The following is a 23,811-nucleotide window of genomic DNA, read 5'->3' as shown; positions in this document are numbered from 1 at the left end:
GAGCGGGGGGCGGGTGAAATGTAGAAATTTCGTTACCGAACGCCTCGTTACTGTTACGTCGGCAGGGGGTGGGTAACAGATTTTTACGGTGGGTAGTGTGGAGGATGGGGCCCGCAGGGGGCGAACGTCGTGAGTGCCTATCGGGGACCATATCCGGCAGGCACTCGCAATGATGGGGTCACTCGCTGGTCGCGTTGCTCTTGCGCCGCGGAATGCCCAGGCGCTGGCGGCGTTCCCACAGGCACTTGCGGCTGACCCCAAGCTTGCGTGCCAGCTCGGTTTCGGTCATGTGGTCCTGGTGCTCCAGCACGAAATGCTGGAAGTAGTCTTCCAGTGACAAGTCCTCGGTAGGCTCATGGCTGGCATTGCCGGCGCTGGCGACGGTCAGTGCGTTGTCCAGCAGTTCATCTTCTTCAAGGTCGCCCAACTCGATGTCGATGCCCAGCAGCTCTGCAGAGATCTCCGGGCTCTCGCTGAGGATCACCGCCCGCTCGACCGCGTTTTCCAACTCCCGCACGTTGCCCGGCCAGCTGTAATGACGGATGGCTTGCTCGGCCTCTGGCGAGAACTGCAGGTCGTCACGGCCAATACGGGCACTTTGCCGTGCCAGGAAGGCACTGGCGATTTCGTTCACATCGCTGCCGCGCTCGCGCAGGGCCGGCAGCTTCAGGGCGATCACGTGCAGGCGGTAATAAAGGTCTTCACGGAACTGGCCGGCCTTGGCCAGGTTTTTCAGGTCACGGTGCGTGGCGGCGATAAGGCGAACGTCCACCTTCTGCGATTGCACAGAACCCACCCGGCGAATTTCACCCTCTTGCAGCACCCGCAACAGGCGGGCTTGGGCTTCCAGGGGCAGCTCACCGATTTCATCGAGGAACAGTGTGCCGCCGTCCGCCGCTTCTACCAGGCCAGCCCGGCCGGCGCTGGCGCCGGTGAACGCGCCTTTTTCGTGGCCGAACAGCTCGGACTCGATCAACGTTTCGGGGATGGCGGCGCAGTTCACCGAAATCATCGGTGCCTTGGCGCGGCGCGACAGGTTGTGCAGGGCGCGGGCAACGAGCTCTTTGCCGGTACCTGACTCACCTTGGATCAGTACATTGGAATCAGTGGGTGCCACCTTGCGGATCTTGCTGAACATGTCCTGCATCGGCGGGCACGAGCCGATGATACCGATCTCGCCATTGGCCGAGGCCGCTGCGCTCTTGTCTGCGGCCGCCGCCTTGCCGGCCGCGGGCCGTGGCTCAGCCACCGGTGCAGGTGCCGGGGCGTTCTGCCGGTCGCGCAGGATGCGTGCTACGGCCTGGAGCATTTCGTCGTGATCGAACGGCTTGGCGATATAGTCAACCGCACCCATCTTCATCGAATCCACGGCCGAGCGCAGGCTGGCGTAGCTGGTCATGATCAGTACCGGGGTACCCTGCCCAAGCTTGATCAGCTCGGTGCCAGGGGCGCCGGGCAGGCGCAGGTCGCTGACGATCAGGTCGAAGGTGGCAATGCTGAAGCGTTCCTGGGCTTCCTGCACCGAGCCGGCTTCGCTGACCTGGTACTGGTTCCGCTCAAGCAGGCGACGCAGGGCCGAGCGGATGATGGTTTCGTCTTCGACGATCAGAATATGCGGCATTGATTCAATTCTCTCGACGGTCTCGAATGTCAGGGGACGTCGCTACGACATGCCGGGGCAGGGTCACGCGGATCCGTGTGCCACGTTGCCGTTCGGTGTCGGCCGGGCTGTCGATGGTAATTTGTCCATAATGCTCTTCCACGATGGAATAGACCAGCGCGAGCCCCAGTCCGGTTCCCTCACCCGGGTCCTTGGTGGTGAAGAACGGTTCGAACAGGCGGTCCATGATGTTCTTCGGGATACCGCTGCCTTCGTCTTCGACGATCAGGTCAACGGTGTGCTCGCACGCGGTACTGCGCACCCGCACGGCGCTGCCGGGCGGCGAAGCATCACGGGCGTTGGAGAGCAGGTTGATCAGTACCTGCGCCAGGCGCTGTGGGTCGCCTTCGGCCCAGTGGTCCGGGTCGCACAGGTTGAAGAACTGCACCTCGAAATTGCGCCGGTTCAGGGCCAGGAGGCCAATGGCGTCCTGCGCCACCTCGGCCAGGCACACGGGCTCCTCGCTGTTCTGGTGGCTGCCGCCCGCATGGGCAAAGCTCATCAGCGACTGCACGATGCGCGAGACACGCTTGGTCTGTTCAAGGATCTGGCTGGACAACTCGATGATTTCGCCGTCGCCTTCGCGCTCTTCGCGCAGGTTCTGGGCGAGGCAGGCAATGCCAGTGATCGGGTTGCCGATTTCGTGCGCCACACCCGCCGCCAGGCGGCCGATGCTGGCCAGGCGCTCGGAGTGCACCAGTTTGTCCTCCAGCGCCTGGGTGTCGGTAAGGTCTTCTACCAGCAGCACCAGGCCGCTGTTACCCGGGGCCAGCGGCTCGTCGATGGCAGCTTTGTGCAGGTTCAGCCAGCGCGGTTGGCCATCGAGGGCCAGGCGCTGCTTGTGCAGGTGTTCGTCGGGGACGTTGATGAAGCCCAGCAGCAACCCGCGCCAGGGTTCGTCGATGGTGATCAGGCGCGAACCCACCACATGCTTGGCGGCGATGCCGGTCAGCTCCTCCATGGCCTTGTTCCACATCAGGATCTCCTGGTCCTTGGCCAGCGAGCAGACACCCATGGGCAGCTCTTGCAAGGTCTGGCGGTGGTAGCGGCGCAGGGCGTCGAGTTCGGCGGCAAGGCCGGTGAGGCGTGAGTGGTAGTCCTCGAGCCGGCTTTCGATGAAGTGGATGTCCTCGGTCACGTAGTTATCGTTACCGGACTTGTAGGGCAGGAACGTCTCGACCATGTCCTGCGCCACGCTCGGCCCCATCAGGCCTGAAAGGTTGGCCTCGATGCGATCGCGCAAACGGCGCAGGGCATACGGGCGGCGCTCGTCGAATGGCAGGTACAGGTCGCGCAACGCCTGCTCCACCTCTTTTTGCGCGGCCTTGGCACCCAGGGGTTTGGCCAGCTGGGTGGCGAATTCCTGCGGGGAGGCGGCGTGCAGCTCGCGGCGCTGAGGGCGGCGTACGTTGTCCACGGCGCAGGCTTCGGCCGCGCCCATCTCTTCGTTACTGGCGTTGGTGAACAGCGAGATCAGGGTAAACAGCAGCACGTTGGCGGCCAGCGAAGCGATGGCGGCCATGTGCCAACTTGTGTCATCCAGTACGTAGATCATGTCCAGCAGCGGGATGTAGAAGCCTTGCAGGTTACCCAGCAGCGGTAACAGCATGGTGCCCATCCATACCAGGGTGCCGGCCAGCAGCCCGGCAATGAACCCGCGACGGTTGGCCGTAGGCCAGTACAGCACCGAGAGCACGCCTGGCAGGAACTGCAAGGTGGCGACGAAGGCGACGATGCCGAGGTTGGCCAGGCTCTGGTGGTTGCTCTGGGTGAGGTAGAACATGAAGCCGGCGGTGATGATGGCAACGATCAGCGCCCGGCGAGTCCACTTCAACCAGCGGTAGATGTTGCCCTCGGCCGGCGGCTGGTACAGCGGCAATACGAGGTGGTTGAGCGCCATACCCGACAGCGCCAGGGTGGTGACGATGATCAGGCCACTGGCCGCCGACAACCCGCCCACATAGGCCAGCAACGCCAGGGCCTGGTTATTGGCAGCAATGCCCAGCCCCAGGGTGAAGTATTCCGGGTTGGTACTGGCCCCCAGGCGCAGACCGGCCCACAGCACCAGTGGCACCGCCAGGCTCATCAACAGCAGGAACAGGGGCAGGCCCCAGCTGGCGCTGACCAGCGAGCGCGGGTTGAGGTTTTCGGTAAACGCCATGTGGTACATGTGCGGCATGACGATGGCCGAGGCGAAGAACACCAGCAGCAGGGTGCGCCATGGGCCTTCCTGCAGTGGTGTGTGGAGGGCGGCCAGGGCGGTCTGGTTCTGCAGCAGCCACACTTCCAGCCCGTGGGGGCCACCGAACACGCCATACAGGGCGTACAGGCCGATACCGCCCAGGGCCAGCAGCTTGATCACCGACTCGAAGGCGATGGCGAACACCAGGCCTTCATGCTTTTCGCGGGTGGCAATGTGCCGTGAGCCGAAAAAGATGGTGAACAAGGTGATCAGTGCGCAGAACGCCAGGGCTACCCTGGCCTTGACCGGTTCACCCGTGAGGATACTGATGGAGTCCGCCACCGCCTGGATCTGCAGGGCCAGCAATGGCAGTACGCCGATCAACATGATGACGGTGGTGAGGGCGCCCGCCCAGGTACTGCGGAAACGAAACGCCAGCAGGTCGGCCAGCGAAGAGAGCTGGTAGGTGCGGGTGATCTTCAGTATCGGGTACAGCAGCACCGGCGCCAGCAGGAATGCCCCCGAAACCCCTAGGTAACAGGCCAGAAAACCATAACCGTATTGATAGGCGAGCCCCACCGAACCGTAGAACGCCCAGGCGCTGGCGTAGACACCCAGCGACAGGGTGTAGGTCAGTGGATGGCGGATGATCGAGCGCGGGATCAGCCCTCGCTCGCTGACCCAGGCCACGCCGAACAGCACCATGAGGTAGCCGGCGCTGATCAGGATCATCTGGGTGAGGCTAAAGCTCATCGGCATCTCGTTGGCTCTGCAGGATGAAGGTGACGACGATCAGGATCAGCCAGAGCAGGTAGGGGCGGTACCAGGCTCCGGTCGGTTCGATCCACCAGTCCATGATGGCCGGGGAGAACAGGTAGATCCCCACGACCAGAAGCAGGACCAAACGATAGATGTACATGCTGGCCTCGAGGGTTAGGCGCTGAGGGCGTGAACCTATTATTGGCGCAAATGGCTGGGCGGATGCTAGCGGGAATCGACGGTGTTAGCCAAGGGTTTGAATTTGCTGGGCTTTTGATTTCTGTGTGGCTTGCGTGTGGCGGGCCGGTCGCGGGCGAGCCCGCCCCCGCGGAATAACATGGCCTGCTAGTGCAAATCCGCTTCGGGCACCGTGGTCCGCTGCGCGATTGCCTGCGGCCGCCATTGCTCGCGGGCCACTGCCAACACCTGCGCGGGCGTGGCCAACAGCAGCTCAGGGGCCGCCTCTTGCCCCAGTGCCCGCAGCGCCCGCAGCAACAGCGGGGTGGCCTGCTCGGCCTGCAATGGCGGCGAGCGGTACGACTTGCCCAGCTTGTGCCCATCGGGCTGCACAATCAGCGGGATGTGCAGGTAGCGCGGTTGCGAAAAGCCCAGCAACTCTTGCAGGTAAAGCTGGCGCGGGGTGTTGTCGAGCAGGTCGGCACCGCGCACGATGTCGGTCACCCCCTGCCAGGCATCGTCCAGCACCACGGCCAGTTGATAGGCGTACAAGCCATCACGGCGCTGGATCACGAAGTCCCCCACCTCACGGCCCAGATGCTGCTGGAACGGCCCTTGTACCCGGTCGGTGAAGCGGTAGATCAGCTCGGGTACGCGCAGCCGGATGGCAGCGCCCTCGCGGCCGTGCCCGGCGTTACGGCAAAAGCCCGGGTAAATACCGTTGTAGCCTTCCAGCTGCTTGCGCGAGCAGGTGCAGGCATACGCCAGGCCCATGTTGAACAGGCGGTCAACCACATTGGCATAAGCCTCATGCCGCTGGCTCTGGAATACCACTTCACCGTCCCACTCCAGGCCGTAACGCTCCAGGGTCTGCAGGATGGCATCGCGGGCGCCGGGCATTTCCCTTGGGGGGTCGGTGTCTTCCATGCGCAGCAGCCAGCGGCCGTTGGCGGCACGTGCGTCGAGCCAGGAGGCGAGGGCAGCCACCAGCGAGCCGAAATGTAGAAAACCGCTGGGCGTTGGGGCGAAGCGCCCAATGTATCGGGAGTCGGTCATGGTCTGGCTGGGCATATAAATGAAACAGGGCGCATGATGCGCCCTGTTCGGATGAGAAGACGGTCAGCCTTTGCCGACAGTCTTTTCCTTCTTCTCGGCAATTTCCTTGCAGTCGAAGCACAGATCGGCGGTCGGGCGGGCCTCGAGACGGCGCAGGCCGATTTCGATGCCGCAGGATTCACACCAGCCGTACTCTTCGTCCTGAATCTTTTGCAGGGTCTTGTCGATTTTCTTGATCAGCTTGCGCTCGCGGTCGCGGTTGCGCAGTTCCAGGGCAAATTCCTCTTCCTGGGATGCACGGTCTGCAGGGTCCGCGAAGTTGGCTGCCTCTTCCTTCATATGGTCGACGGTCTTGTCGACGCCGATCATCAGCTCCTGCTTCCAGCCAGTGAGAATCTTGGTGAAGTGCATGCGCATGGGCTCGCCCATGTACTCTTCGCCTTTGGTCTCTTTATAGGGCTCGACACCGTACATGGTTTGACCGGTTTTTTGCTTTTCTACGGTGGACATGAATAGACCGCCTCTCACTCATCTGATCCAATGCGCAGGATGCTCCGTCTCCGGCGACCGCCGGCCCTGCGACTGCGAGCCGCCGAACTTACCAGATAGATCGGGGGTGCGCTACCCCGCCCGATCCTGCTTACTGACAGCCGCGCGAGCGGGACGTTCGATCGTTCACAGGGGTAGAATCTGCAGTTTAGTCTGCAATTGAGAGAAGGACATGGCTCACCCCTACAGTGCGCGCAGCCGCGCCATCGAACCCTTCCATGTCATGGCGCTGCTGGCTCGGGCCAACGAGCTGCAGGCAGAGGGCCATGATGTGATCCACCTGGAGATCGGCGAGCCGGACTTCACCACGGCCGCCCCCATCGTCGCGGCCGGCCAGGCGGCCCTGGCAGCGGGGCATACCCGCTACACAGCGGCCCGTGGCCTGCCCGCACTGCGACAGGCCATCGCCGGCTTCTATGGCCAGCGTTACGGCCTGAGCATCGACCCCGAGCGCATCCTGATCACCCCAGGCGGTTCGGGTGCTTTGTTGCTGGCCAGCAGCTTGCTGGTAGACCCCGGCAAACACTGGTTACTGGCAGACCCGGGCTACCCTTGCAATCGCCACTTCCTGCGCCTGGTCGAGGGCGCGGCGCAGCTGGTGCCCGTGGGGCCAGAGGTGAACTACCAGTTGACCGCTGGGCTGGTGCACCAGCATTGGGACGAGAACACGGTGGGTGCCCTGGTAGCGTCGCCTGCCAACCCCACGGGTACGGTACTGAGCCGTGACGAACTGGCCAGCCTGGCCAGTGCCACACGCGAGCGCCATGGCCACCTGGTGGTGGACGAGATTTACCATGGCCTGACCTACGGTATGGATGCCGCAAGCGTGCTGGAGGTGGATGACTCGGCGTTCGTGCTGAACAGTTTTTCCAAATATTTCGGTATGACCGGCTGGCGCCTTGGCTGGCTGGTGGCGCCACCGGCGGCCGTTGCCGACCTCGAGAAACTGGCGCAGAACCTCTACATCAGTGCGCCCAGCATGGCTCAGCATGCGGCACTGGCATGTTTCGAACCCGAAGCCCTGGCCATTTTCGAAACGCGCCGCGCCGAGTTTGCCCGCCGGCGGGATTACCTGCTGCCGGCATTGCGTGAACTGGGCTTCGGGATTGCCGTTGAACCCCAGGGCGCGTTCTATCTGTATGCCGACATCAGTGCGTTCGGTGGGGATGCATTCGCCTTCTGCCGGCATTTTCTGGAAACCGAGCACGTCGCTTTCACGCCGGGGCTGGACTTTGGTCGCCACCTGGCCGGCCATCACGTGCGCTTTGCCTACACCCAGAACCTGGCGCGTCTGGAACAAGCCGTGCAGCGCATCGCCCGTGGCTTGCAGAGTTGGCAAGGCTGATGCGGTTTTCTCCAGCACTCGAAGAAGGCCGCCTGCTGCGCCGCTACAAGCGGTTTCTGGCGGATATCGAAACAGCCAATGGCGAGCTGATGACCCTCCACTGCCCGAACACGGGCTCCATGCTCAATTGCATGGGTGAAGGTGGGCGGGTGTGGTTCAGCCGCTCCAACGACCCCAAGCGCAAGTTGCCAGGCACCTGGGAAATCAGCGAAACACCCCAGGGCCGCCTGGCGTGCGTGAACACTGGGCGCGCCAACGGCCTAGTGGAAGAGGCCCTGCGTGCAGGCACCATCGTGGAACTGGCCGGGTTCACCGCCTTGCGCCGGGAAGTGGCCTATGGCGACGAGGGCAGCCGCATCGACTTTCGCCTGGAGTTCGAAGGCGCACCGGCCTATGTCGAAGTGAAAAGCGTCACCCTGGGCTACCCCGACAGTACAACGGCGGCGTTCCCGGACGCGGTGAGTCAGCGGGGGGCCAAGCATCTGCGCGAGCTGGCCACCCTTGCCCGGCAAGGCATTCGGGCGGTGCAGCTTTATTGCGTCAACCTGACCGGCATTGATGCGGTGCGCCCGGCTCGGGAAATCGATGCAGCCTACGCCGAAGCGCTGCAGGCGGCGGTAGCCGCCGGGGTGGAGGTGCTGGCCTATGGCACGCGCCTGGACGCCGAAGGCATTGTCATCGACCGGCGCCTGCCGGTGCTGCTCACACCTTGAGCCAGATGCCCTGGCTGTTTTCCACGCAGCCCAGGGCCTGCAATTGCTCGCCCTCGCAGGGCCCGGCCACGCATTCGCCGGTTTCGATCAGAAACAGTGCGCCATGGTGCGTGCAATAGATAAGGCTGGCACTGTCATCGAGGAAGGTCTCCTTGAGGCTGTTGAGCGGTATGCCCCGGTGCGGGCAGTTGTTGCGGTACAGGTAGACCTGGCCTTGTCGTCGCACACCCAGCAACAGCAGGTCGTCTACGCTGAAAGCGCGGCTTTGGCCTTCGGCCAGGCCTTGGGAGGGGCAAAGGTAATGCATGGCGAAAAGCTCGTGATACAGAAGGTGGCTTGACGCTTCAATGCGAACCATTATCAAATGGCCCGTTCTCATTGCGTCCAGCCGCCTATGGTGCGCAGTAATGCCCCGCGCTACAAGGCGTGTGGCCAGCCTTTGAAAGGAAACCGATGATGCGCCTTCTTTTTGCTTCGCTCGCCCTGTGCGCTGGCCTTGTGCTTTCTGGCCATGGGCTGGCGGCTGAATTGCCCCAACGCTGGGTGAGCGCTGGTGGGGCCTTGAGCGAATGGATCAGCGCACTGGGCGGTGAGGCACACCTGGTGGGTGTGGATACCACCAGCCAGCACCCGGCGTCGTTGAAGGCGCTACCGAGTGTAGGGTATCAACGGCAGTTGTCTGCTGAAGGCATCCTGAGCCTGCGTCCGGATGTACTGGTAGGCACCGAAGAAATGGGCCCGCCGCCGGTGCTGACGCAAATCCGCAAGGCCGGTGTGCAGGTTGAGCTGTTTTCAAGCAAGGCTGAGGTACAGGCGGTGGACCAGAACCTCGCGCGGCTCGGCCAGTTACTGGGTGCGCAGGCACAGGCGCAGGCCCTGGCGGCAAACTACCGTCAGCAGCTCGAGGCACTTCACGCGCAGGTGCGTGACGCCCAGGCCGGGCGGGCGGCACCGGGTGTGTTGCTGTTGGTCGGGCATGCCGGGGCCAAGCCGCTTGTTGCAGGGCAAGGCACTGCGGGGGACTGGGTACTGACTCAGGCCGGTGGGCGCAACCTGGCAGAACACCAGGGTTACAAGAACTTTTCCAATGAAACGTTGGCAGCCCTGGACCCGGATGTGATCGTGTTCTCCGACCGCGCGCTTGCCGATGAGCAGGCTCTGCAAGCCTTGCTGAAAGAAAACCCGGCACTGGCCGCCTCACGCGCTGTGCGTGAGAAACGCCTGGTGTCATTGGACCCGACCTTGCTCGTGGGAGGGTTGGGGCCGCGCCTGCCAAGCACGCTGCAGGCATTGGCTACCTCGTTTTACCCGGCAACTCCAACCCCCTCCAACCCATGAGGCCGCGTGTTCGGCCCCGCACCTTGTTCGTCTGCCTGGGCAGCCTGTGCCTGCTCTCGGTGTGGCTGTCCCTGGCGCTGGGGCCTGTCAGCCTGCCCCTGCTGGACACCCTGCGCGCGGGCCTGCGCCTGCTGGGTTTGCCTATCGCCGAGGACGGTTTGCAGCAAGCACAGATGATCCTTGGGCAAATCCGTGTGCCGCGCACCCTGCTCGGCCTGGCAGTAGGTGCAGTGCTGGCATTGTCGGGGGTCGCCATGCAGGGGCTTTTCCGCAACCCGTTGGCGGACCCGGGGCTGGTGGGTGTGGCGGCGGGGGCTGCGGTAGGTGCGGCGGTGGCCATCGTCGGTGGCAGCTGGCTGGGGGGCATGCCAGAGGCGCTGGCCCCGTACCTGCTGTCGCTCTGTGCGTTTCTGGGAGGGCTGGCCGTCACTGCACTGGTGTATCGCCTGGGGCGACGCGACGGTCAGACCAACGTGGCCACGATGTTGCTGGCCGGCGTCGCGATGACGGCGCTCGGGGGGGCTGCCGTGGGGCTGTTCAGCTACCTGGCAGACGACGCTACCCTGCGCACCCTGACGTTCTGGAACCTCGGTAGCCTCAATGGCGCCAGCTACGAGCGGGTGTGGCCGTTGCTGCTGGTGGCTGTCGCCGTGGCGGCGTGGTTGCCGCGCCGGGCCGGGGCGCTCAACGCATTGCTGCTGGGTGAGTCGGAGGCTCGCCATTTGGGTATCGATGTGGAGCGGCTGAAGCGTGAGCTGGTGTTCTGTACTGCGCTGGGCGTAGGGGCAGCCGTGGCTGCGGCGGGGCTGATCGGGTTCGTTGGGTTGGTTGTGCCGCACCTGGTGCGGCTGCTGGCAGGCCCGGATCACCGCGTGGTATTGCCCGCGTCACTGCTGGCAGGCGGCGTGCTGATGTTGCTGGCCGACCTTGTTGCGCGGCTGTTGCTCGCCCCAGCGGAACTGCCCATCGGCATCGTCACCGCCTTTATCGGTGCGCCGTTTTTTCTGGTTCTGCTGATTCGGGGGCGCACCTGATGCTGCAAGTACAGGGCCTGTACCTGCGCCGGGGCAACCAGCCGGTGTTGCACGGCATTGAACTGCAGTTGCTGCCCGGGCAAGTGGTCGGTGTACTCGGCCCCAACGGTGCGGGCAAGAGCAGCCTGCTGAGCGTGCTGTGCGGCGAGCTTCAGCCTGACCGTGGCCACGTGACCTTGCAGGGAAGGGCGCTGCGCGACTGGCCAGGGCAGGCGCGCGCACAACGGCTGGCCGTGTTGCCGCAGGTCGCCAGCCTGGGCTTTGCCTTCAGGGTGGACGAAGTGGTGGCCATGGGGCGACTGCCCCACGCGACCGGGCAGCACCGAGACGCGCAGATCGTCGAGGCAGCGCTGCAGGCTGCGGATGCCTTGCACCTGCTCGATCGCAGCTACCTGGCGCTGTCGGGCGGCGAGCGCCAGCGGGTGCACCTTGCTCGCGTGCTGGCGCAATTATGGCCGGGGCAGGACGGCGCCACCCTGTTGCTCGATGAACCCACCTCGATGCTCGACCCCTTGCACCAGCACACCACGCTGGAGGCGGTGCGCCGCTTCGCCGACCAAGGGGCGGCGGTGCTGGTGATTCTGCACGACCTCAACCTGGCGGCGCGCTACTGCGACCGCATCCTGTTGTTGGAGCAGGGGCGCTGCCATGCATTCGCCACGCCGCAGGCCGTGCTGACACCGGCCGCATTGAAGGCGGTATACGGGATCGACGTGCTGGTGCAGGCGCATCCTGAGCGGGGGCATCCTTTGATCATTGCCCGGTAGGTGATTGACCCGTTACCGGGTAGGCAGCTTCGAGAAATCCTGGGCAAAAAAAGACCCGGCAAAGTGCCGGGTCAATAACCGTGATTAGCCTGATGAGGAGATAATCTGAGAGTCCGAACCAGGGGCTCTGAGGTTATCCAACCAGTCTCGCGACCAGTTGTGATAATCATAACGATTCTCATTACGGCGTCAATCCCCTTTCTGCGATTATTTTGCTTTTTTTTGTGCGGGGGCCTTGGCATCCAGTTGGCGGTTGAGGGCTTCCTTGCGTTCAGGGGGCAGGTCGTTCCAGTGAATGTCCAGCAAAGCCCCCTCGATGGCGTACAGCAGCACCTTGGATGCACGAAAACCTCGTGTCTTTACCGCTTGATAAGCGCCAACTGCACCGAGCCTGCGCAGGTCGGATACGCTGTGGATGCCGGCTGCATGCAGCCATTGGGCAGAGGTTTTGCCAAGGTTTTTCAGGTGCTGCAACTCATCGTTCATCAAGCCTCCTTGCGATGGCTGAACGGGTCCTGTGGATAAATCGCGAGCAGGTCAATGAGCAGTGTAGCGGGGGATGAAAAATGCGCGGCCTTTTGCCAAGGCTGCTTGGGATGCCTCGCCGGCATCGGTACCGGCGAGGGGCATTGGGCCGTTAGAGCCCTGGCAGGCGCTGACGGATCTGCTCGATCACCTGGTCCATGCTGCTGCCAACCTGTGTATCGACGGGCATGCTGTGCCCGGCTTCCTGGGCGTCCAGGGGCTCGCGGCTGGCCTGCTGGGCCTTGATCACCTCCAGGGTGGCGTCCGACGGGTCGCTGGCATCGGCCTGGCGCTGTTGCAACCAGCTGGCGATCACCGCCTCCGGCGCCTGGCAATCCAGGATCAGCAACGGCACGCCGGTCTGGCTGGCCACCTCTGCCGCAGCCTGGCGTTGTTCGCGCTTGAGATAGGTGGCGTCCAGTACCACCGGGAAACCTGCGCGCAGAATGGTGGCGGCCAGCTGGTGAAGGCGCTGATAGGTGGCTGCACTGGCCCCCTGATCATAGATGCCGGCGCTCAGTTGGCCGGTGGACGCCTGCTGCTGTTCACCGAACAGGCGCTTGCGTTCTACGTCCGAACGAACACGCACGGCACCGAGGGCTTCGACCATGCGCATGGCGACGTGGCTTTTGCCCACCGCCGATACACCGTGGGTGATTGCCAGCAGCCGAGAGGGGATGGCGCTGTAGCTTTCGGCCAGGTTGGCGTAATTGCGGTAGGTGCGCAGGGTGGTTGCGCGCTGCACGCCGGTGGCATCGGCAGGCATGCTGAACAAGGCGACCTTGGCCCTTACCAGCGCACGGTAGGCTTTATAGAAATTGAGCAGTTCCAGGCCTTCGTAATCGCCGGTCAGCTCCAGGTACTGGCTGATGAAGCGCCGCGCCAGGCTCTTGAGCCCACGGTCCTCAAGGTCCATGGCCAGGAAACCGGTATCGGCATAGACGTCGGTCAGGCGGAAGGGCTCGTTGAACTCGATGCAGTCGAAAATCACCACCTTGCCGTCGATCAAGGTGGCATTGCCCAGGTGGATATCGCCGTGGCACTCACGGATAAAGCCATTGGCCTTGCGCTTCTCCAGCAGGCCGTGCAGGCGATCGAAGCTGCTGCGCGCCCAGGCTTGCAAGGCGTCAAGCTGCTGCAGGTCGCCTGCGTCACTCAGGAACGGGCGAATCTGCTCGAAGTTCTGTTCCACGGGCGCCATGACGCTGTCTGGGGTGCCCAGTGGGTGATCAACCGGTACCCGTGGGGCTTGCAAGTGGAATTCTGCGATTTGACGGGCCATCTGGTCGATGTGCTCGGCGGTCAGTTCGCCATTGGCTTGCAGGGTAGACAGCATCTGGCCTTGGGGGAACTGGCGCATTTTCAGTGCATATTCGATAGCCTGGCCTTCCCCGCCCAGTTGGGGGGCCTCGGTAGAGCCGGTGATGGGCAGCACGTCCAGGTACAGGCCTTCGGTCAGGCGCTGGTTCAGGCGCAATTCTTCGTTACAAAAATGCTGGCGCTGGTCCAGGCCGGTGAAATCGAGAAAGCCGAAGTTCATCGGCTTCTTGATCTTGTAGGCGAACTCGCCGGTGAGCAGCACCCAGGAGATATGCGTCTCGATGAGTTGGAACCCCTCCACGGGGTGGGGGTACAGGGCGGGGTTCTGCAGCGCATTGATCAGGGCTTGGCTCACGGGCAATCCTTCCGGGGGCAGGGAATTCGAATGCGCCATTATGGTCAATGGTGCCGTCCCTGCCTACCGCCGGGCCGTCTGCCCAGCCTCCGTAAAGTGCGTATAATCCGCCGCCATGACTCGAACCCGAAATCCCCGTACCCCTCAAAAACGCCCGACCGGCCGCTCCCGTGCCTGGCTGGGCTGGGCCTTGAAGCTCAGCCTGGTGGCCCTGGTGATCGTCGCCGGCTTCGCGGTTTACCTCGATGCTGTCGTCCAGGAAAAGTTTTCTGGCAAGCGCTGGACGATACCGGCCAAGGTGTATGCCCGGCCACTGGAGCTGTTCACCGGGCAGAAGCTGAGCAAGGACGACTTCCTGACCGAGCTCGATGCACTGGGCTACCGGCGTGAAAGTGCCGCCAACGGCCCCGGCGCGGCAGCGGTCAACGGCAACACCGTCGACCTCAATACCCGTGGCTTCCAGTTCTATGAGGGGATGGAACCTGCACAGTTCGTGCGGGTGCGGTTCTCCGGCGACTATGTGGCGGGCCTGTCCGGCGCCAACGGCAAGGCCGTTGACGTGGTGCGCCTGGAGCCGCTGATGATCGGTGGTATCTACCCGAAAAACCTCGAAGACCGCATTCTGATCAAGATCGACCAGGTGCCCAAGTACCTGGTCGAAACCCTGGTGGCCACCGAGGACCGCGACTTCTACAGCCACTTGGGTGTCTCGCCCAAGTCCATCGCCCGGGCCATGTGGGTCAATACTTCGTCCGGCTCGATGCGCCAGGGCGGCAGTACCCTCACCCAGCAGCTGGTGAAAAACTTTTACCTCACCAGCGAGCGCAGCCTGAGCCGCAAGCTCACTGAAGCCATGATGGCCATGCTGCTTGAGCTGCACTATGACAAGCGTGAAATCCTCGAGGCCTACCTCAACGAGGTGTTCGTCGGCCAGGACGGCCAGCGTGCGGTGCATGGTTTTGGTCTGGCCAGCCAGTTCTTCTTCAGCCAGCCGCTGTCGGAGCTCAAGCTGCACCAGATCGCGCTGCTGGTCGGCATGGTCAAGGGGCCGTCCTACTACAACCCGCGCCGTTACCCGGACCGCGCACTGGCCCGGCGTAACCTGGTACTCGACCTGGTTGCCGAACAAGGTGTAGCCAGCCAGGCCGAAGTGGATGCCGCGAAAAAGATGCCGTTGGGTGTGACCGCACGCGGCAGCCTGGCCGACAGCTCGTTCCCGGCCTTCCTGGACCTGGTCAAGCGCCAGTTGCGCCAGGATTACCGCGATGAGGACTTGACCGAAGAAGGCCTGCGGATCTTCACCAGCTTCGACCCCATCCTGCAGATGAAGGCCGAAACCTCGATGAACGAGACCTTCAAGCGCCTGGCCGGGCGCAAGGGTGCCGATGAGGTGGAGTCGGCGATGGTGGTCACCAACCCGGAAACCGGTGAGGTGCAGGCGATGATCGGCAGCCGCCAGGCGGGCTTCGCCGGCTTCAACCGGGCGATCGATGCGGTGCGCCCGATCGGCTCACTGGTCAAGCCGGCGGTGTACCTCACCGCGCTGGAGCAGCCCAGCAAGTACACGCTCACCAGCTGGGTGCAGGACGAGCCGTTCTCGGTGAAAGCTGCCAACGGCCAGGTATGGCGCCCACAAAACTACGACCGCCGTCCGCACGGCACCATCTACCTGTACCAGGGCCTGGCCAACTCCTACAACCTGTCCACCGCCAAGCTTGGCCTGGAAGTAGGCGTGCCGAACGTGATCAAGACCATCGGTCGCCTCGGGGTGGATGTTGACTGGCCGGCATTCCCTGCGATGCTGCTGGGCGCTGGCGGCATGTCGCCGGTGCAGGTGGCGACCATGTACCAGACCATTGCCAATGGTGGCTTCAACACGCCAATGCGCGGTATCCGCAGCGTGCTCACGGCTGAGGGCGAACCGCTCAAGCGCTACCCGTTCCAGATCCAGCAAACCTTCGACCCGGCGGCCATCTACCTGGTGCAGAACGCCATGCAGCGGGTGATGCGCGAAGGTACTGGCCGCTCGGTGTACAACACCCTGCCGCGTACGCTGACCCTGGCCGGCAAGACCGGTACCAGTAACGATTCCCGTGACAGCTGGTTCTCCGGTTTCAGCCAGGACCTGCTGGCGGTGGTATGGATGGGCCGTGACGACAATGGCAAGACCCCGTTCACAGGTGCCACGGGTGCGCTGCAGGTGTGGACCAGCTTCATGAAGAAGGCGGACCCGCTGCCTCTGGACATGCCCCAACCCGACAACGTGGTGCAGGCGTGGATCGACCCCAACAGCGGCCAGGGGTCGGATAGCAGCTGTCCGGGAGCGGTGCAGATGCCGTATATTCGCGGGAGCGAACCGCCCGCCGGCGCGGCCTGTGGCGGCGAGCAGAATCCGGCTGAGTCGGTCATGGACTGGGTCAAGGGCTGGATGAATTAAGCACAGGCTGCATTGAAGAGGTGTGACGTGAACAAGTGGCTGTTTCCTGCCGTGACGGCGCTGGCAGTGCTCCAGGGGTGCGCCAGCGTCCCGCGTGGCAATATCCCGGTGGTCGATTCCAGTACCCGCGTATCCAATAGCGAACGCGTCACGGCCAAACGCCCGACCGGCGGCTACAACGCGGGCACCGCGCAAGCGCAAACCCTGCCTGAAGACTCCGGGGTCACCGTGATGATCCCGCAGGGCGCGGGTGCCTCCGGCATCCAGACCTTCCCGGCCTCCAACGGCGCAGCGCCCATCAGCACCGGGCCTGTTTCGGCAGGGCCGGTCACCTCGGAGCCGGCTGCCTCGGCGCCTGTGGCCACCGACCCCAACCCGATCGCCGACGAGCCGTTCGACATCGCGTCGATGAGTGCACCCAAGGCAAGCAGTGCGCCGACCGGCATCCCGCGCAGCAGTGCCAGCGGGGGGCTATCGGCTGACGAGCAGTTGGACGGCCCGGTACTGGCCTTGCTGACCACCGCCCAGTCGCAGCAGGGCAGCGGTGACTTCAACGGCGCCGCCTCGAGCCTGGAGCGGGCGCAGCGCATTGCACCGCGCGAGCCGCAGGTGCTTTACCGCCTGGCGCAGGTGCGTCTGTCGCAGGGGGATGCGGCGCAAGCCGAGCAGCTGGCCCGTCGCGCCCTGACGTACGCCAATGGCCGCCCCAGCCTGCAGGCCGAGTTGTGGAACACCATCGCCCAGGCCCGCGACAAGCAGGGTGACAGTGCCGGTGCGGCATTGGCGCGGCAGAAAGCGCGGGTGAGTTCGTGACAGTCGAGCAGCGGGTGCTCGACATCGCTGATCACCTGATGCTGATCGAGCGCGAAATGCAGGTGCAGGGCTGGTGGGGCAATGAAGCGCCGAGTGACGAGGCACTTGAGAGCACGGTACCGTTCGCCGTCGATACCCTGAGCTTCGAGCAGTGGATGCAATGGATTTTCCTGCCTCGCATGAAGATCATCATCGAGCTGGGCCACCCGCTGCCCAGCGCCTCGGGCATTCTGGTAATGGCCGAAACCGTGTTTGCCGACCGGCCCGAGCAAAGCCGGGAGCTGCGCCGGCTGTTGGCAGTGTTTGACCAATTGATCGCTGCTAAAGCCTGATTTCTTCCAATTTTCCTTCAAGGGCCGCAGATTGTGGCCCTTTTTTATGGAAATCTTATTGTTTCTGCTGCTTAAGAGATTTTTAGTGGTGGCAGGAATTCATCTTGAGGAAAAATTGGCAATAATTTTTCTTGACTTGTAGGCGCTTAATCACAAGAATCCAATCTCCGCTTTAGAGGGACTGCCAGAAGCAGACCCGCTAAGCAGATCATGAGGCGCACACCCGCGCCGACCTGTTACACCCCGCAACGCGTTACCTCGCGCTGGGTGGGAAAACCCCGCAACACTCTGGGGTGCTCCCAATACTTGCTCAGTCAGTGCTGACGTTCGCTCATGCTCTGCTTGGCAGTAAACCTATTAAGACCCGCCCGGTTGGGGCGGTATTCTGGCGTTTTAGAGGTGAACAACGTGGAGCTTTTATCTGGCGCTGAGATGGTCGTCCGCTTCTTGCGTGACGAAGGCGTTAAGCACATCTACGGGTACCCTGGTGGTGCTCTCCTGCATGTCTATGACGCGCTGTTCAAAGAACCGGAAGTCGAGCACATCCTGGTTCGTCACGAGCAGGCGGCAACCCATATGGCGGACGGCTACGCCCGCGCCACCGGCAAGGCCGGCGTGGTGCTGGTAACGTCCGGCCCGGGTGCGACCAATGCCATCACCGGCATCGCCACGGCCTACATGGACTCGATCCCGATGGTCATCCTGTCTGGCCAGGTGCCCAGCACCATGGTCGGTACCGATGCCTTCCAGGAAACCGACATGATCGGTATCTCGCGGCCTATCGTGAAGCACAGCTTCATGATCAAGAACCCCACCGAGATCCCGGAGATTCTGAAAAAGGCGTTCTACCTGGCGCAATCCGGTCGCCCAGGCCCGGTCGTGGTCGACATTCCAAAAGACATGACCAACCCGGCTGAAAAGTTCGAGTACGTCTACCCGAAGAAGGTCAAGCTGCGCTCCTACAGCCCGGCCGTCCGTGGGCACTCCGGGCAGATCCGCAAGGCTGCAGAAATGCTGCTGGCGGCCAAGCGCCCGATCGTCTATGCCGGTGGCGGTGTGATTCTGGGTGGTGGCTCTGAAGCCCTGACCGAAATCGCCAAGTCGTTGAACCTGCCGGTCACCAACACCCTGATGGGCTTGGGCGGCTTCCCGGGTACCGACCGCCAGTTCCTCGGCATGCTCGGTATGCACGGCAGCTTCACGGCCAACATGGCCATGCACAATGCCGACGTCATCTTTGCAGTCGGTGCGCGGTTCGACGACCGTGTGGTCAACGGCCCGGCCAAGTTCTGCCCGAACGCCAAGATCATCCATATCGACATCGACCCTGCCTCGATCTCCAAGATGATCAAGGCCGATGTGCCTATCGTAGGCCCGGTCGACAGCGTGCTGGGCGAAATGCTCGGTATCCTCAAGGAAATCGGCGAGCAGCCCGACAAGGCCTCGCTGGACGCCTGGTGGAAGCAGATCGACGAATGGCGCGGTGATGGCGAACTGTTCCCGTACGACAAGGGCGATGGCAACGTCATCAAGCCGCAGAAGGTCATCCAGACCCTGTGCGAAGTGACCAACGGCGATGCTTTCGTGACGTCGGACGTGGGCCAGCACCAGATGTTCGCTGCCCAGTACTATCGCTTCAACAAGCCTAACCGCTGGATCAACTCCGGTGGTCTGGGCACCATGGGCTTCGGTTTCCCGGCGGCGATGGGCATCAAGCTCAACTTCCCCGACCAGGACGTGGCCTGCGTTACCGGTGAAGGCAGCATCCAGATGAATATCCAGGAGCTGTCCACCTGCATGCAGTATGGCCTGCCGGTCAAGATCGTGAACATGAATAACGGCGTGCTGGGCATGGTGCGCCAGTGGCAGGACATGGCCTACAACGGTCGTCACTCCCACTCGTATGTCGAGTCGCTGCCTGACTTCATCAAGCTGGCCGAGGCCTATGGCCACGTGGGTATCCGCATCACCAGCCTGAAGGACCTCAAGCCCAAGCTCGAGGAAGCCTTCGCGATGAAAGATCGCCTAGTGTTCATCGACATCGCGATCGACCGCAGCGAGCACGTCTATCCGATGCAGATCAAGGATGGCTCGATGCGTGACATGTGGCTGAGCAAGACGGAGCGTACCTGATATGCGGCATATCATTTCCCTGCTGCTGGAAAACGAACCCGGTGCCTTGTCCCGAGTGGTCGGCCTGTTCTCCCAGCGCAACTACAACATCGAAAGCCTGACCGTGGCGCCGACCGAGGACCCGACGTTGTCGCGTCTGACGCTGACCACCGTTGGCCATGATGAAGTGATCGAGCAGATCACCAAGAACCTGAACAAGCTGGTCGAGGTGGTCAAGCTGGTCGACCTGTCGGAAAGCGCCCATATCGAGCGCGAACTGATGCTGGTCAAGGTCAAGGCCACCGGTGCTCAGCGTGCCGAGATCAAGCGCACCACGGATATCTTCCGTGGCCAGATCGTCGATGTCACTGCCAGTGTGTACACCGTGCAACTGAGCGGTACCAGCGACAAACTGGACAGCTTCATCCAGGCCATCGGCACCGCATCGATTCTCGAAACCGTGCGCAGCGGCGTTACCGGCATTGCCCGTGGCGACAAAGTGCTCAGCATCTGAATTCAACAACAAATTAGCGATGGCTCCGCAGGGGCCGAGATATAACCAGGGGTATTTCATGAAAGTTTTCTACGATAAAGACTGCGACCTTTCCATCATCCAGGGCAAGAAAGTCGCCATCATCGGCTACGGTTCCCAGGGCCACGCACAAGCGTGCAACCTGAAGGACTCCGGTGTAGACGTTACCGTCGGTCTGCGTAAAGGTTCGGCTACCGTTGCCAAGGCTGAAGCCCACGGCCTGAAAGTTGCCGACGTTGCCACCGCTGTCGCTGCGGCTGACCTGGTCATGATCCTGACCCCGGACGAGTTCCAGGGCGCGCTGTACAAGAACGAAATCGAGCCGAACATCAAGAAGGGCGCTACCCTGGCCTTCTCCCACGGCTTCTCGATCCACTACAACCAGGTTGTTCCGCGTGCGGACCTCGACGTGATCATGATCGCGCCGAAGGCACCGGGCCACACCGTGCGTTCCGAGTTCGTCAAGGGCGGCGGTATCCCTGACCTGATCGCCATCTACCAGGACGCCTCCGGCAATGCCAAGAACGTTGCCCTGTCCTACGCTTCGGGCGTAGGTGGTGGCCGTACCGGCATCATCGAAACCACCTTCAAGGACGAGACCGAAACCGACCTGTTCGGCGAGCAGGCTGTTCTGTGCGGCGGTACCGTCGAGCTGGTCAAAGCCGGTTTCGAAACCCTGGTCGAAGCAGGCTACGCGCCTGAAATGGCCTACTTCGAGTGCCTGCACGAACTGAAGCTGATCGTTGACCTCATGTACGAAGGCGGCATCGCCAACATGAACTACTCGATCTCCAACAACGCCGAATACGGTGAATACGTCACCGGCCCGGAAGTCATCAACGAAGAATCCCGCAAGGCCATGCGCAATGCACTCAAGCGCATCCAGGACGGCGAATACGCGAAGATGTTCATCTCCGAAGGTGCTACCAACTACCCATCAATGACCGCCAAGCGCCGCAACAACGCCGCTCACGGCATCGAAATCATCGGCGAGCAACTGCGTTCGATGATGCCGTGGATCTCGGCTAACAAAATCGTCGACAAGACCAAGAACTAAGGTTTGTCGAATGATTAAAAAACGCGGCCTCGGCCGCGTTTTTTCGTTCTGGCAGCCAGCTTCTGGTATAAAGCAGACCAGTGGCCTGCCGTCAGAACCTGTTTAGCAGGCCCGTGTCGAACCTTTTCCACCCTGTTGCAAGGTACCCTCCATGAGCGAACGTCCCGAAGAGCCGAACAAGCCCTCCGACGCCGAAAGCCTGCTACCTGTCGATGAGCACGTTGAAGAAGGGCATGACGCCGAAGGGCGCAAGGTGCGCCACCGTGGCATCTACCTGCTGCCCAACCTGTTCACCACCGCCAACCTGTTTGCCGGTTTCTACTCCATCATCAGCTCGATGAGCGCCCAGAGCGCGCTCAGTGCCGGTGACCCGCGCGAAGCGAGCAAGTATTTCGCATTCGCCGCCATCGCGATATTCGTCGCCATGGTACTCGACGGCCTCGATGGCCGCGTGGCCCGCATGACCAACACACAAAGCGCCTTTGGCGCCGAGTATGACTCGCTGTCCGACATGGTCGCCTTCGGCGTGGCCCCGGCACTGCTTGCCTTCGGCTGGGCACTGGGTGACATGGGCAAGGTCGGCTGGATGGTCGCCTTCATCTATGTGGCCGGTGCTGCGCTGCGCCTGGCGCGCTTCAATACCCAGGTGGGCACTGCCGACAAGCGTTACTTCATCGGCCTGGCCAGCCCGGCGGCTGCAGGTGTGGTTGCCGGTACCGTCTGGGCTTTCAGCGACTATGGCATCCAGGGCTCCAAGCTCTCGTTCCTGGTGGCGCTGCTGGTGGCTGCTGCTGGCATGCTGATGGTCAGCAACATCAAGTACAACAGCTTCAAGGAACTGGACCTGAAAGGCCGTGTGCCATTTGTGGCCATCCTTGCCGTGGTGCTGGTGTTCGCCGTGGTATTCAGTGACCCACCGCGCATTCTACTGCTGATCTTCCTCGCCTATGCCGCCTCGGGGCCAATCCAGTTCCTGCTGCGGGCACGCCGGCGAAAGGCGTGACAAACATTTAATGATGGAATAACCCTCCGGCTCCATAGTCCTACTGGTATATCCGTTATCCAGTGCTGTGGAGCCGCTCATGCTTATCAAGCTTCCCAGGTCTTCCGAGTGCAAGGCATCGGAGATCACGCCCGAAGGCATCTACCTTTCTCGTCGTGCGCTTGTCGGCGGTTCGCTGGCTGGCTTGGCCCTGGGCGCTTTGCCGCGCGGCGCGAGCGCGGCCGAAGCCTCGCGCTATGCCGATGTTCAGGCCGGGCGCGCGCCAGGGTGGTTCACCGACAAGCTGCACGATACCCGCTGGCAGGCAGTAACGGCTGACGCAGAGGCGATCACGCCTTACAAGGACGCCACCCATTACAACAACTTCTATGAGTTCGGCCCTGACAAGGGTGACCCGGCGGCCAATGGCGACAGCCTGCAAACCGAGCCCTGGAGCATTGTGGTGGATGGCGAGGTGGCCAAGCCTGGGCGCTATGCACTGGAAGACTTCGTCAAACCCTACCAGCTCGAGGAACGTATCTATCGGTTGCGCTGCGTGGAGGCATGGTCGATGGTCATACCCTGGCTGGGCTTCCCGCTGGCCCAGATACTCAAGCAGGTGCAGCCAACGTCCAAAGCGCGTTTCGTGCGCTTCGAAACACTCAAGGATCCGGAGCACATGCCTGGGCAACGGTCCGGCTTCGCCCTGATCGACTGGCCTTACAGGGAAGGGCTGCGCCTGGATGAGGCGATGCACCCGCTGGCGATTCTTGCGGTCGGCATGTATGGCCGCGAGCTGCCCAACCAGAACGGTGCGCCTCTGCGCCTGGTGGTGCCGTGGAAGTACGGTTTCAAGAGCATCAAGTCGATCGTGCGTATCAGCCTGGTAGCCGAACAACCGGGCACCACGTGGGAAGGGCTCGCACCGGATGAATATGGCTTCTACGCCAACGTGAACCCCACTGTGGACCATCCCCGCTGGAGCCAGGCACGTGAGCGGCGGCTGCCCAGCGGGCTGTTCAGCCCGAATGTACGGCAGACACAGATGTTCAATGGTTATGCCGATGAAGTGGCGTCGCTGTATACCGGGCTCGACCTGCGGAAGAACTACTGATGCGCTACCCCTGGTTACGCCTGGCCATTTTCGTGGTGGGTTGCCTGTTCCCGGGTTGGTGGCTGTATGAGGCAGCGATGAACCTGCTGGGCCCGGACCCAGGCAAGATCCTGATGGACCGTCTTGGGCTTGGTGCGCTGACATTCCTGCTGGTGACGCTGAGCATGACACCCCTCCAGAGAATCACCGGCTGGGCGGGCTGGGTGGTGATCCGGCGGCAGTTGGGGTTGTGGGTATTTGCCTACATCGTGTTGCACGTGCTGGCGTACCTGTTCTTCATCTTGGGGCTGGACTGGGGGCAGTTGGCCGTTGAGCTGCGCAAACGGCCCTACATTATTGTGGGTACGCTCGGGTTCATTGGGCTGCTGGCGCTGGCGGTTACCTCGAACCGTTACAGCCAACGCCGGCTGGGCGCTCGCTGGAAAAGGCTGCACCGCTCGGTCTACGTGATACTCGGCCTGGGGCTGCTGCACTATTTGTGGATCGTGCGTTCGGACCTGAGGGAGTGGGCTATCTATGCATTTGTAGGTGCCTTGCTGATGGTATTGAGGGTTCCTGTGGTTTCCAGGGTTCTGCCTCGGGTTGTGCGGGGGCGGGGCAGGGGTGGTGGGGCGGGGGGGGGGCCGGGGGGGGGGGCGGGGGCGGGGGGGGC

General features: G+C 62.7%; 22 protein-coding genes. 14 read left to right on the top strand and 8 right to left on the bottom strand.

Annotation, left to right across the window (positions count from 1 at the left end):
• Positions 1-178 precede the first annotated feature (178 nt).
• The 5 genes from IAE33_RS22540 to dksA form a co-directional block, all read right to left on the bottom strand.
• Complete coding sequence (locus IAE33_RS22540) at positions 179-1,621, bottom strand: sigma-54-dependent transcriptional regulator (protein ID WP_201165298.1); 1,443 nt, start codon at positions 1,619-1,621, stop codon at positions 179-181.
• 4 nt (positions 1,622-1,625) lie between these two features.
• On the bottom strand, positions 1,626-4,601 hold the full coding sequence (locus tag IAE33_RS22535; protein ID WP_201165295.1) for a sensor histidine kinase: 2,976 nt from the start codon (positions 4,599-4,601) through the stop codon (positions 1,626-1,628).
• Positions 4,585-4,761, bottom strand: coding sequence for a hypothetical protein (locus IAE33_RS22530; protein ID WP_003250005.1), 177 nt, complete (start codon positions 4,759-4,761; stop codon positions 4,585-4,587). The genes IAE33_RS22535 and IAE33_RS22530 overlap by 17 nt, the downstream gene beginning before the upstream one ends.
• 185 nt (positions 4,762-4,946) lie before the next feature.
• Entirely contained in the window at positions 4,947-5,834 is an 888-nt protein-coding gene (gene gluQRS / locus IAE33_RS22525) for a tRNA glutamyl-Q(34) synthetase GluQRS (protein WP_201165293.1), read from the bottom strand.
• 63 nt (positions 5,835-5,897) lie between these two features.
• On the bottom strand, positions 5,898-6,344 hold the full coding sequence (gene dksA, locus IAE33_RS22520; RefSeq protein ID WP_028632605.1) for an RNA polymerase-binding protein DksA: 447 nt from the start codon (positions 6,342-6,344) through the stop codon (positions 5,898-5,900).
• Positions 6,345-6,555: 211 nt separating this feature from the next.
• Here dksA and IAE33_RS22515 point away from each other — a divergent pair, with 211 nt between their 5' ends.
• Both IAE33_RS22515 and sfsA read left to right on the top strand, forming a co-directional pair.
• The gene (locus tag IAE33_RS22515) at positions 6,556-7,728 is read left to right on the top strand and encodes a pyridoxal phosphate-dependent aminotransferase (RefSeq protein WP_201165291.1); all 1,173 of its coding nucleotides are present in this window, start codon (positions 6,556-6,558) and stop codon (positions 7,726-7,728) included.
• On the top strand, positions 7,728-8,441 hold the full coding sequence (sfsA, locus tag IAE33_RS22510) for a DNA/RNA nuclease SfsA (RefSeq protein WP_201165290.1): 714 nt from the start codon (positions 7,728-7,730) through the stop codon (positions 8,439-8,441). Before IAE33_RS22515 ends, sfsA begins: the two co-directional genes overlap by 1 nt.
• Here sfsA and IAE33_RS22505 read toward each other — a convergent pair.
• Positions 8,431-8,748, bottom strand: a complete 318-nt coding sequence (locus IAE33_RS22505; protein WP_028632602.1) for a Rieske (2Fe-2S) protein — start codon at positions 8,746-8,748, stop codon at positions 8,431-8,433. The genes sfsA and IAE33_RS22505 overlap by 11 nt on opposite strands.
• A 146-nt stretch (positions 8,749-8,894) precedes the next feature.
• Here IAE33_RS22505 and IAE33_RS22500 point away from each other — a divergent pair, with 146 nt between their 5' ends.
• From IAE33_RS22500 to IAE33_RS22490, 3 genes are read left to right on the top strand one after another with little or no spacing between them, the layout of a single operon-like run.
• A complete protein-coding gene (locus IAE33_RS22500; protein WP_201165289.1) occupies positions 8,895-9,779 on the top strand; it encodes a heme/hemin ABC transporter substrate-binding protein in 885 nt (294 codons plus the stop codon).
• Positions 9,780-9,829: 50 nt separating this feature from the next.
• A complete protein-coding gene (locus tag IAE33_RS22495) occupies positions 9,830-10,813 on the top strand; it encodes a FecCD family ABC transporter permease (protein ID WP_201165300.1) in 984 nt (327 codons plus the stop codon).
• A complete protein-coding gene (locus IAE33_RS22490) occupies positions 10,813-11,580 on the top strand; it encodes a heme ABC transporter ATP-binding protein (protein ID WP_201165288.1) in 768 nt (255 codons plus the stop codon). The genes IAE33_RS22495 and IAE33_RS22490 overlap by 1 nt, the downstream gene beginning before the upstream one ends.
• Positions 11,581-11,787: 207 nt before the next feature.
• Here the strand turns inward: IAE33_RS22490 and IAE33_RS22485 are convergent, their stop codons facing one another.
• Together IAE33_RS22485 and IAE33_RS22480 are read right to left on the bottom strand one after the other, a co-directional pair.
• Positions 11,788-12,066, bottom strand: a complete 279-nt coding sequence (locus IAE33_RS22485; protein WP_201165287.1) for a TfoX/Sxy family protein — start codon at positions 12,064-12,066, stop codon at positions 11,788-11,790.
• Positions 12,067-12,217: 151 nt separating this feature from the next.
• The gene (locus IAE33_RS22480; RefSeq protein WP_201165286.1) at positions 12,218-13,780 is read right to left on the bottom strand and encodes a bifunctional aminoglycoside phosphotransferase/ATP-binding protein; all 1,563 of its coding nucleotides are present in this window, start codon (positions 13,778-13,780) and stop codon (positions 12,218-12,220) included.
• A 115-nt stretch (positions 13,781-13,895) separates the two neighbouring features.
• On the opposite strand from IAE33_RS22480, the gene mrcB reads away from it, so the two are divergent.
• From mrcB to msrQ, 9 genes are all read left to right on the top strand, one after another.
• Positions 13,896-16,217, top strand: coding sequence for a penicillin-binding protein 1B (gene mrcB / locus IAE33_RS22475; RefSeq protein ID WP_201165285.1), 2,322 nt, complete (start codon positions 13,896-13,898; stop codon positions 16,215-16,217).
• Between the two features lie 27 nt (positions 16,218-16,244).
• Entirely contained in the window at positions 16,245-17,030 is a 786-nt protein-coding gene (locus tag IAE33_RS22470; protein WP_201165284.1) for a tetratricopeptide repeat protein, read from the top strand.
• On the top strand, positions 17,027-17,362 hold the full coding sequence (locus tag IAE33_RS22465) for a YqcC family protein (RefSeq protein WP_328804905.1): 336 nt from the start codon (positions 17,027-17,029) through the stop codon (positions 17,360-17,362). Before IAE33_RS22470 ends, IAE33_RS22465 begins: the two co-directional genes overlap by 4 nt.
• Positions 17,363-17,770: 408 nt before the next feature.
• Entirely contained in the window at positions 17,771-19,495 is a 1,725-nt protein-coding gene (locus IAE33_RS22460) for an acetolactate synthase 3 large subunit (protein ID WP_028632593.1), read from the top strand.
• 1 nt (position 19,496) lies between these two features.
• Positions 19,497-19,988, top strand: coding sequence for an acetolactate synthase small subunit (ilvN, locus tag IAE33_RS22455; RefSeq protein WP_003250040.1), 492 nt, complete (start codon positions 19,497-19,499; stop codon positions 19,986-19,988).
• 58 nt (positions 19,989-20,046) lie between these two features.
• The gene (gene ilvC, locus IAE33_RS22450) at positions 20,047-21,063 is read left to right on the top strand and encodes a ketol-acid reductoisomerase (protein WP_003250043.1); all 1,017 of its coding nucleotides are present in this window, start codon (positions 20,047-20,049) and stop codon (positions 21,061-21,063) included.
• Positions 21,064-21,214: 151 nt separating this feature from the next.
• The gene (pssA, locus tag IAE33_RS22445) at positions 21,215-22,066 is read left to right on the top strand and encodes a CDP-diacylglycerol--serine O-phosphatidyltransferase (RefSeq protein ID WP_028632592.1); all 852 of its coding nucleotides are present in this window, start codon (positions 21,215-21,217) and stop codon (positions 22,064-22,066) included.
• 79 nt (positions 22,067-22,145) lie between these two features.
• On the top strand, positions 22,146-23,159 hold the full coding sequence (msrP, locus tag IAE33_RS22440; RefSeq protein WP_201165282.1) for a protein-methionine-sulfoxide reductase catalytic subunit MsrP: 1,014 nt from the start codon (positions 22,146-22,148) through the stop codon (positions 23,157-23,159).
• On the top strand, positions 23,159-23,811 hold a 653-nt coding region (msrQ, locus tag IAE33_RS22435), incomplete at its 3' end, for a protein-methionine-sulfoxide reductase heme-binding subunit MsrQ (RefSeq protein ID WP_201165279.1). The genes msrP and msrQ, both read left to right, overlap by 1 nt.

Source organism: Pseudomonas sp. S60, from assembly GCF_016647865.1.
In the GTDB taxonomy this organism is placed as follows: domain Bacteria; phylum Pseudomonadota; class Gammaproteobacteria; order Pseudomonadales; family Pseudomonadaceae; genus Aquipseudomonas; species Aquipseudomonas parafulva.
This window is presented reverse-complemented; position numbering and strand designations above follow the sequence as displayed.

What these genes read in the sequence shown, in the direction of transcription:
- IAE33_RS22540 (WP_201165298.1), bottom strand. Translation starts at nt 1,621, where the DNA reads ATGCCGCATATTCTGATCGTCGAAGACGAAACCATCATCCGCTCGGCC.
- IAE33_RS22535 (WP_201165295.1), bottom strand. Translation starts at nt 4,601, where the DNA reads ATGCCGATGAGCTTTAGCCTCACCCAGATGATCCTGATCAGCGCCGGC.
- IAE33_RS22530 (WP_003250005.1), bottom strand. Translation starts at nt 4,761, where the DNA reads ATGTACATCTATCGTTTGGTCCTGCTTCTGGTCGTGGGGATCTACCTG.
- gluQRS (WP_201165293.1), bottom strand. Translation starts at nt 5,834, where the DNA reads ATGACCGACTCCCGATACATTGGGCGCTTCGCCCCAACGCCCAGCGGT.
- dksA (WP_028632605.1), bottom strand. Translation starts at nt 6,344, where the DNA reads ATGTCCACCGTAGAAAAGCAAAAAACCGGTCAAACCATGTACGGTGTC.
- IAE33_RS22515 (WP_201165291.1), top strand. Translation starts at nt 6,556, where the DNA reads ATGGCTCACCCCTACAGTGCGCGCAGCCGCGCCATCGAACCCTTCCAT.
- sfsA (WP_201165290.1), top strand. Translation starts at nt 7,728, where the DNA reads ATGCGGTTTTCTCCAGCACTCGAAGAAGGCCGCCTGCTGCGCCGCTAC.
- IAE33_RS22505 (WP_028632602.1), bottom strand. Translation starts at nt 8,748, where the DNA reads ATGCATTACCTTTGCCCCTCCCAAGGCCTGGCCGAAGGCCAAAGCCGC.
- IAE33_RS22500 (WP_201165289.1), top strand. Translation starts at nt 8,895, where the DNA reads ATGATGCGCCTTCTTTTTGCTTCGCTCGCCCTGTGCGCTGGCCTTGTG.
- IAE33_RS22490 (WP_201165288.1), top strand. Translation starts at nt 10,813, where the DNA reads ATGCTGCAAGTACAGGGCCTGTACCTGCGCCGGGGCAACCAGCCGGTG.
- IAE33_RS22485 (WP_201165287.1), bottom strand. Translation starts at nt 12,066, where the DNA reads ATGAACGATGAGTTGCAGCACCTGAAAAACCTTGGCAAAACCTCTGCC.
- mrcB (WP_201165285.1), top strand. Translation starts at nt 13,896, where the DNA reads ATGACTCGAACCCGAAATCCCCGTACCCCTCAAAAACGCCCGACCGGC.
- ilvN (WP_003250040.1), top strand. Translation starts at nt 19,497, where the DNA reads ATGCGGCATATCATTTCCCTGCTGCTGGAAAACGAACCCGGTGCCTTG.
- ilvC (WP_003250043.1), top strand. Translation starts at nt 20,047, where the DNA reads ATGAAAGTTTTCTACGATAAAGACTGCGACCTTTCCATCATCCAGGGC.
- pssA (WP_028632592.1), top strand. Translation starts at nt 21,215, where the DNA reads ATGAGCGAACGTCCCGAAGAGCCGAACAAGCCCTCCGACGCCGAAAGC.
- msrP (WP_201165282.1), top strand. Translation starts at nt 22,146, where the DNA reads ATGCTTATCAAGCTTCCCAGGTCTTCCGAGTGCAAGGCATCGGAGATC.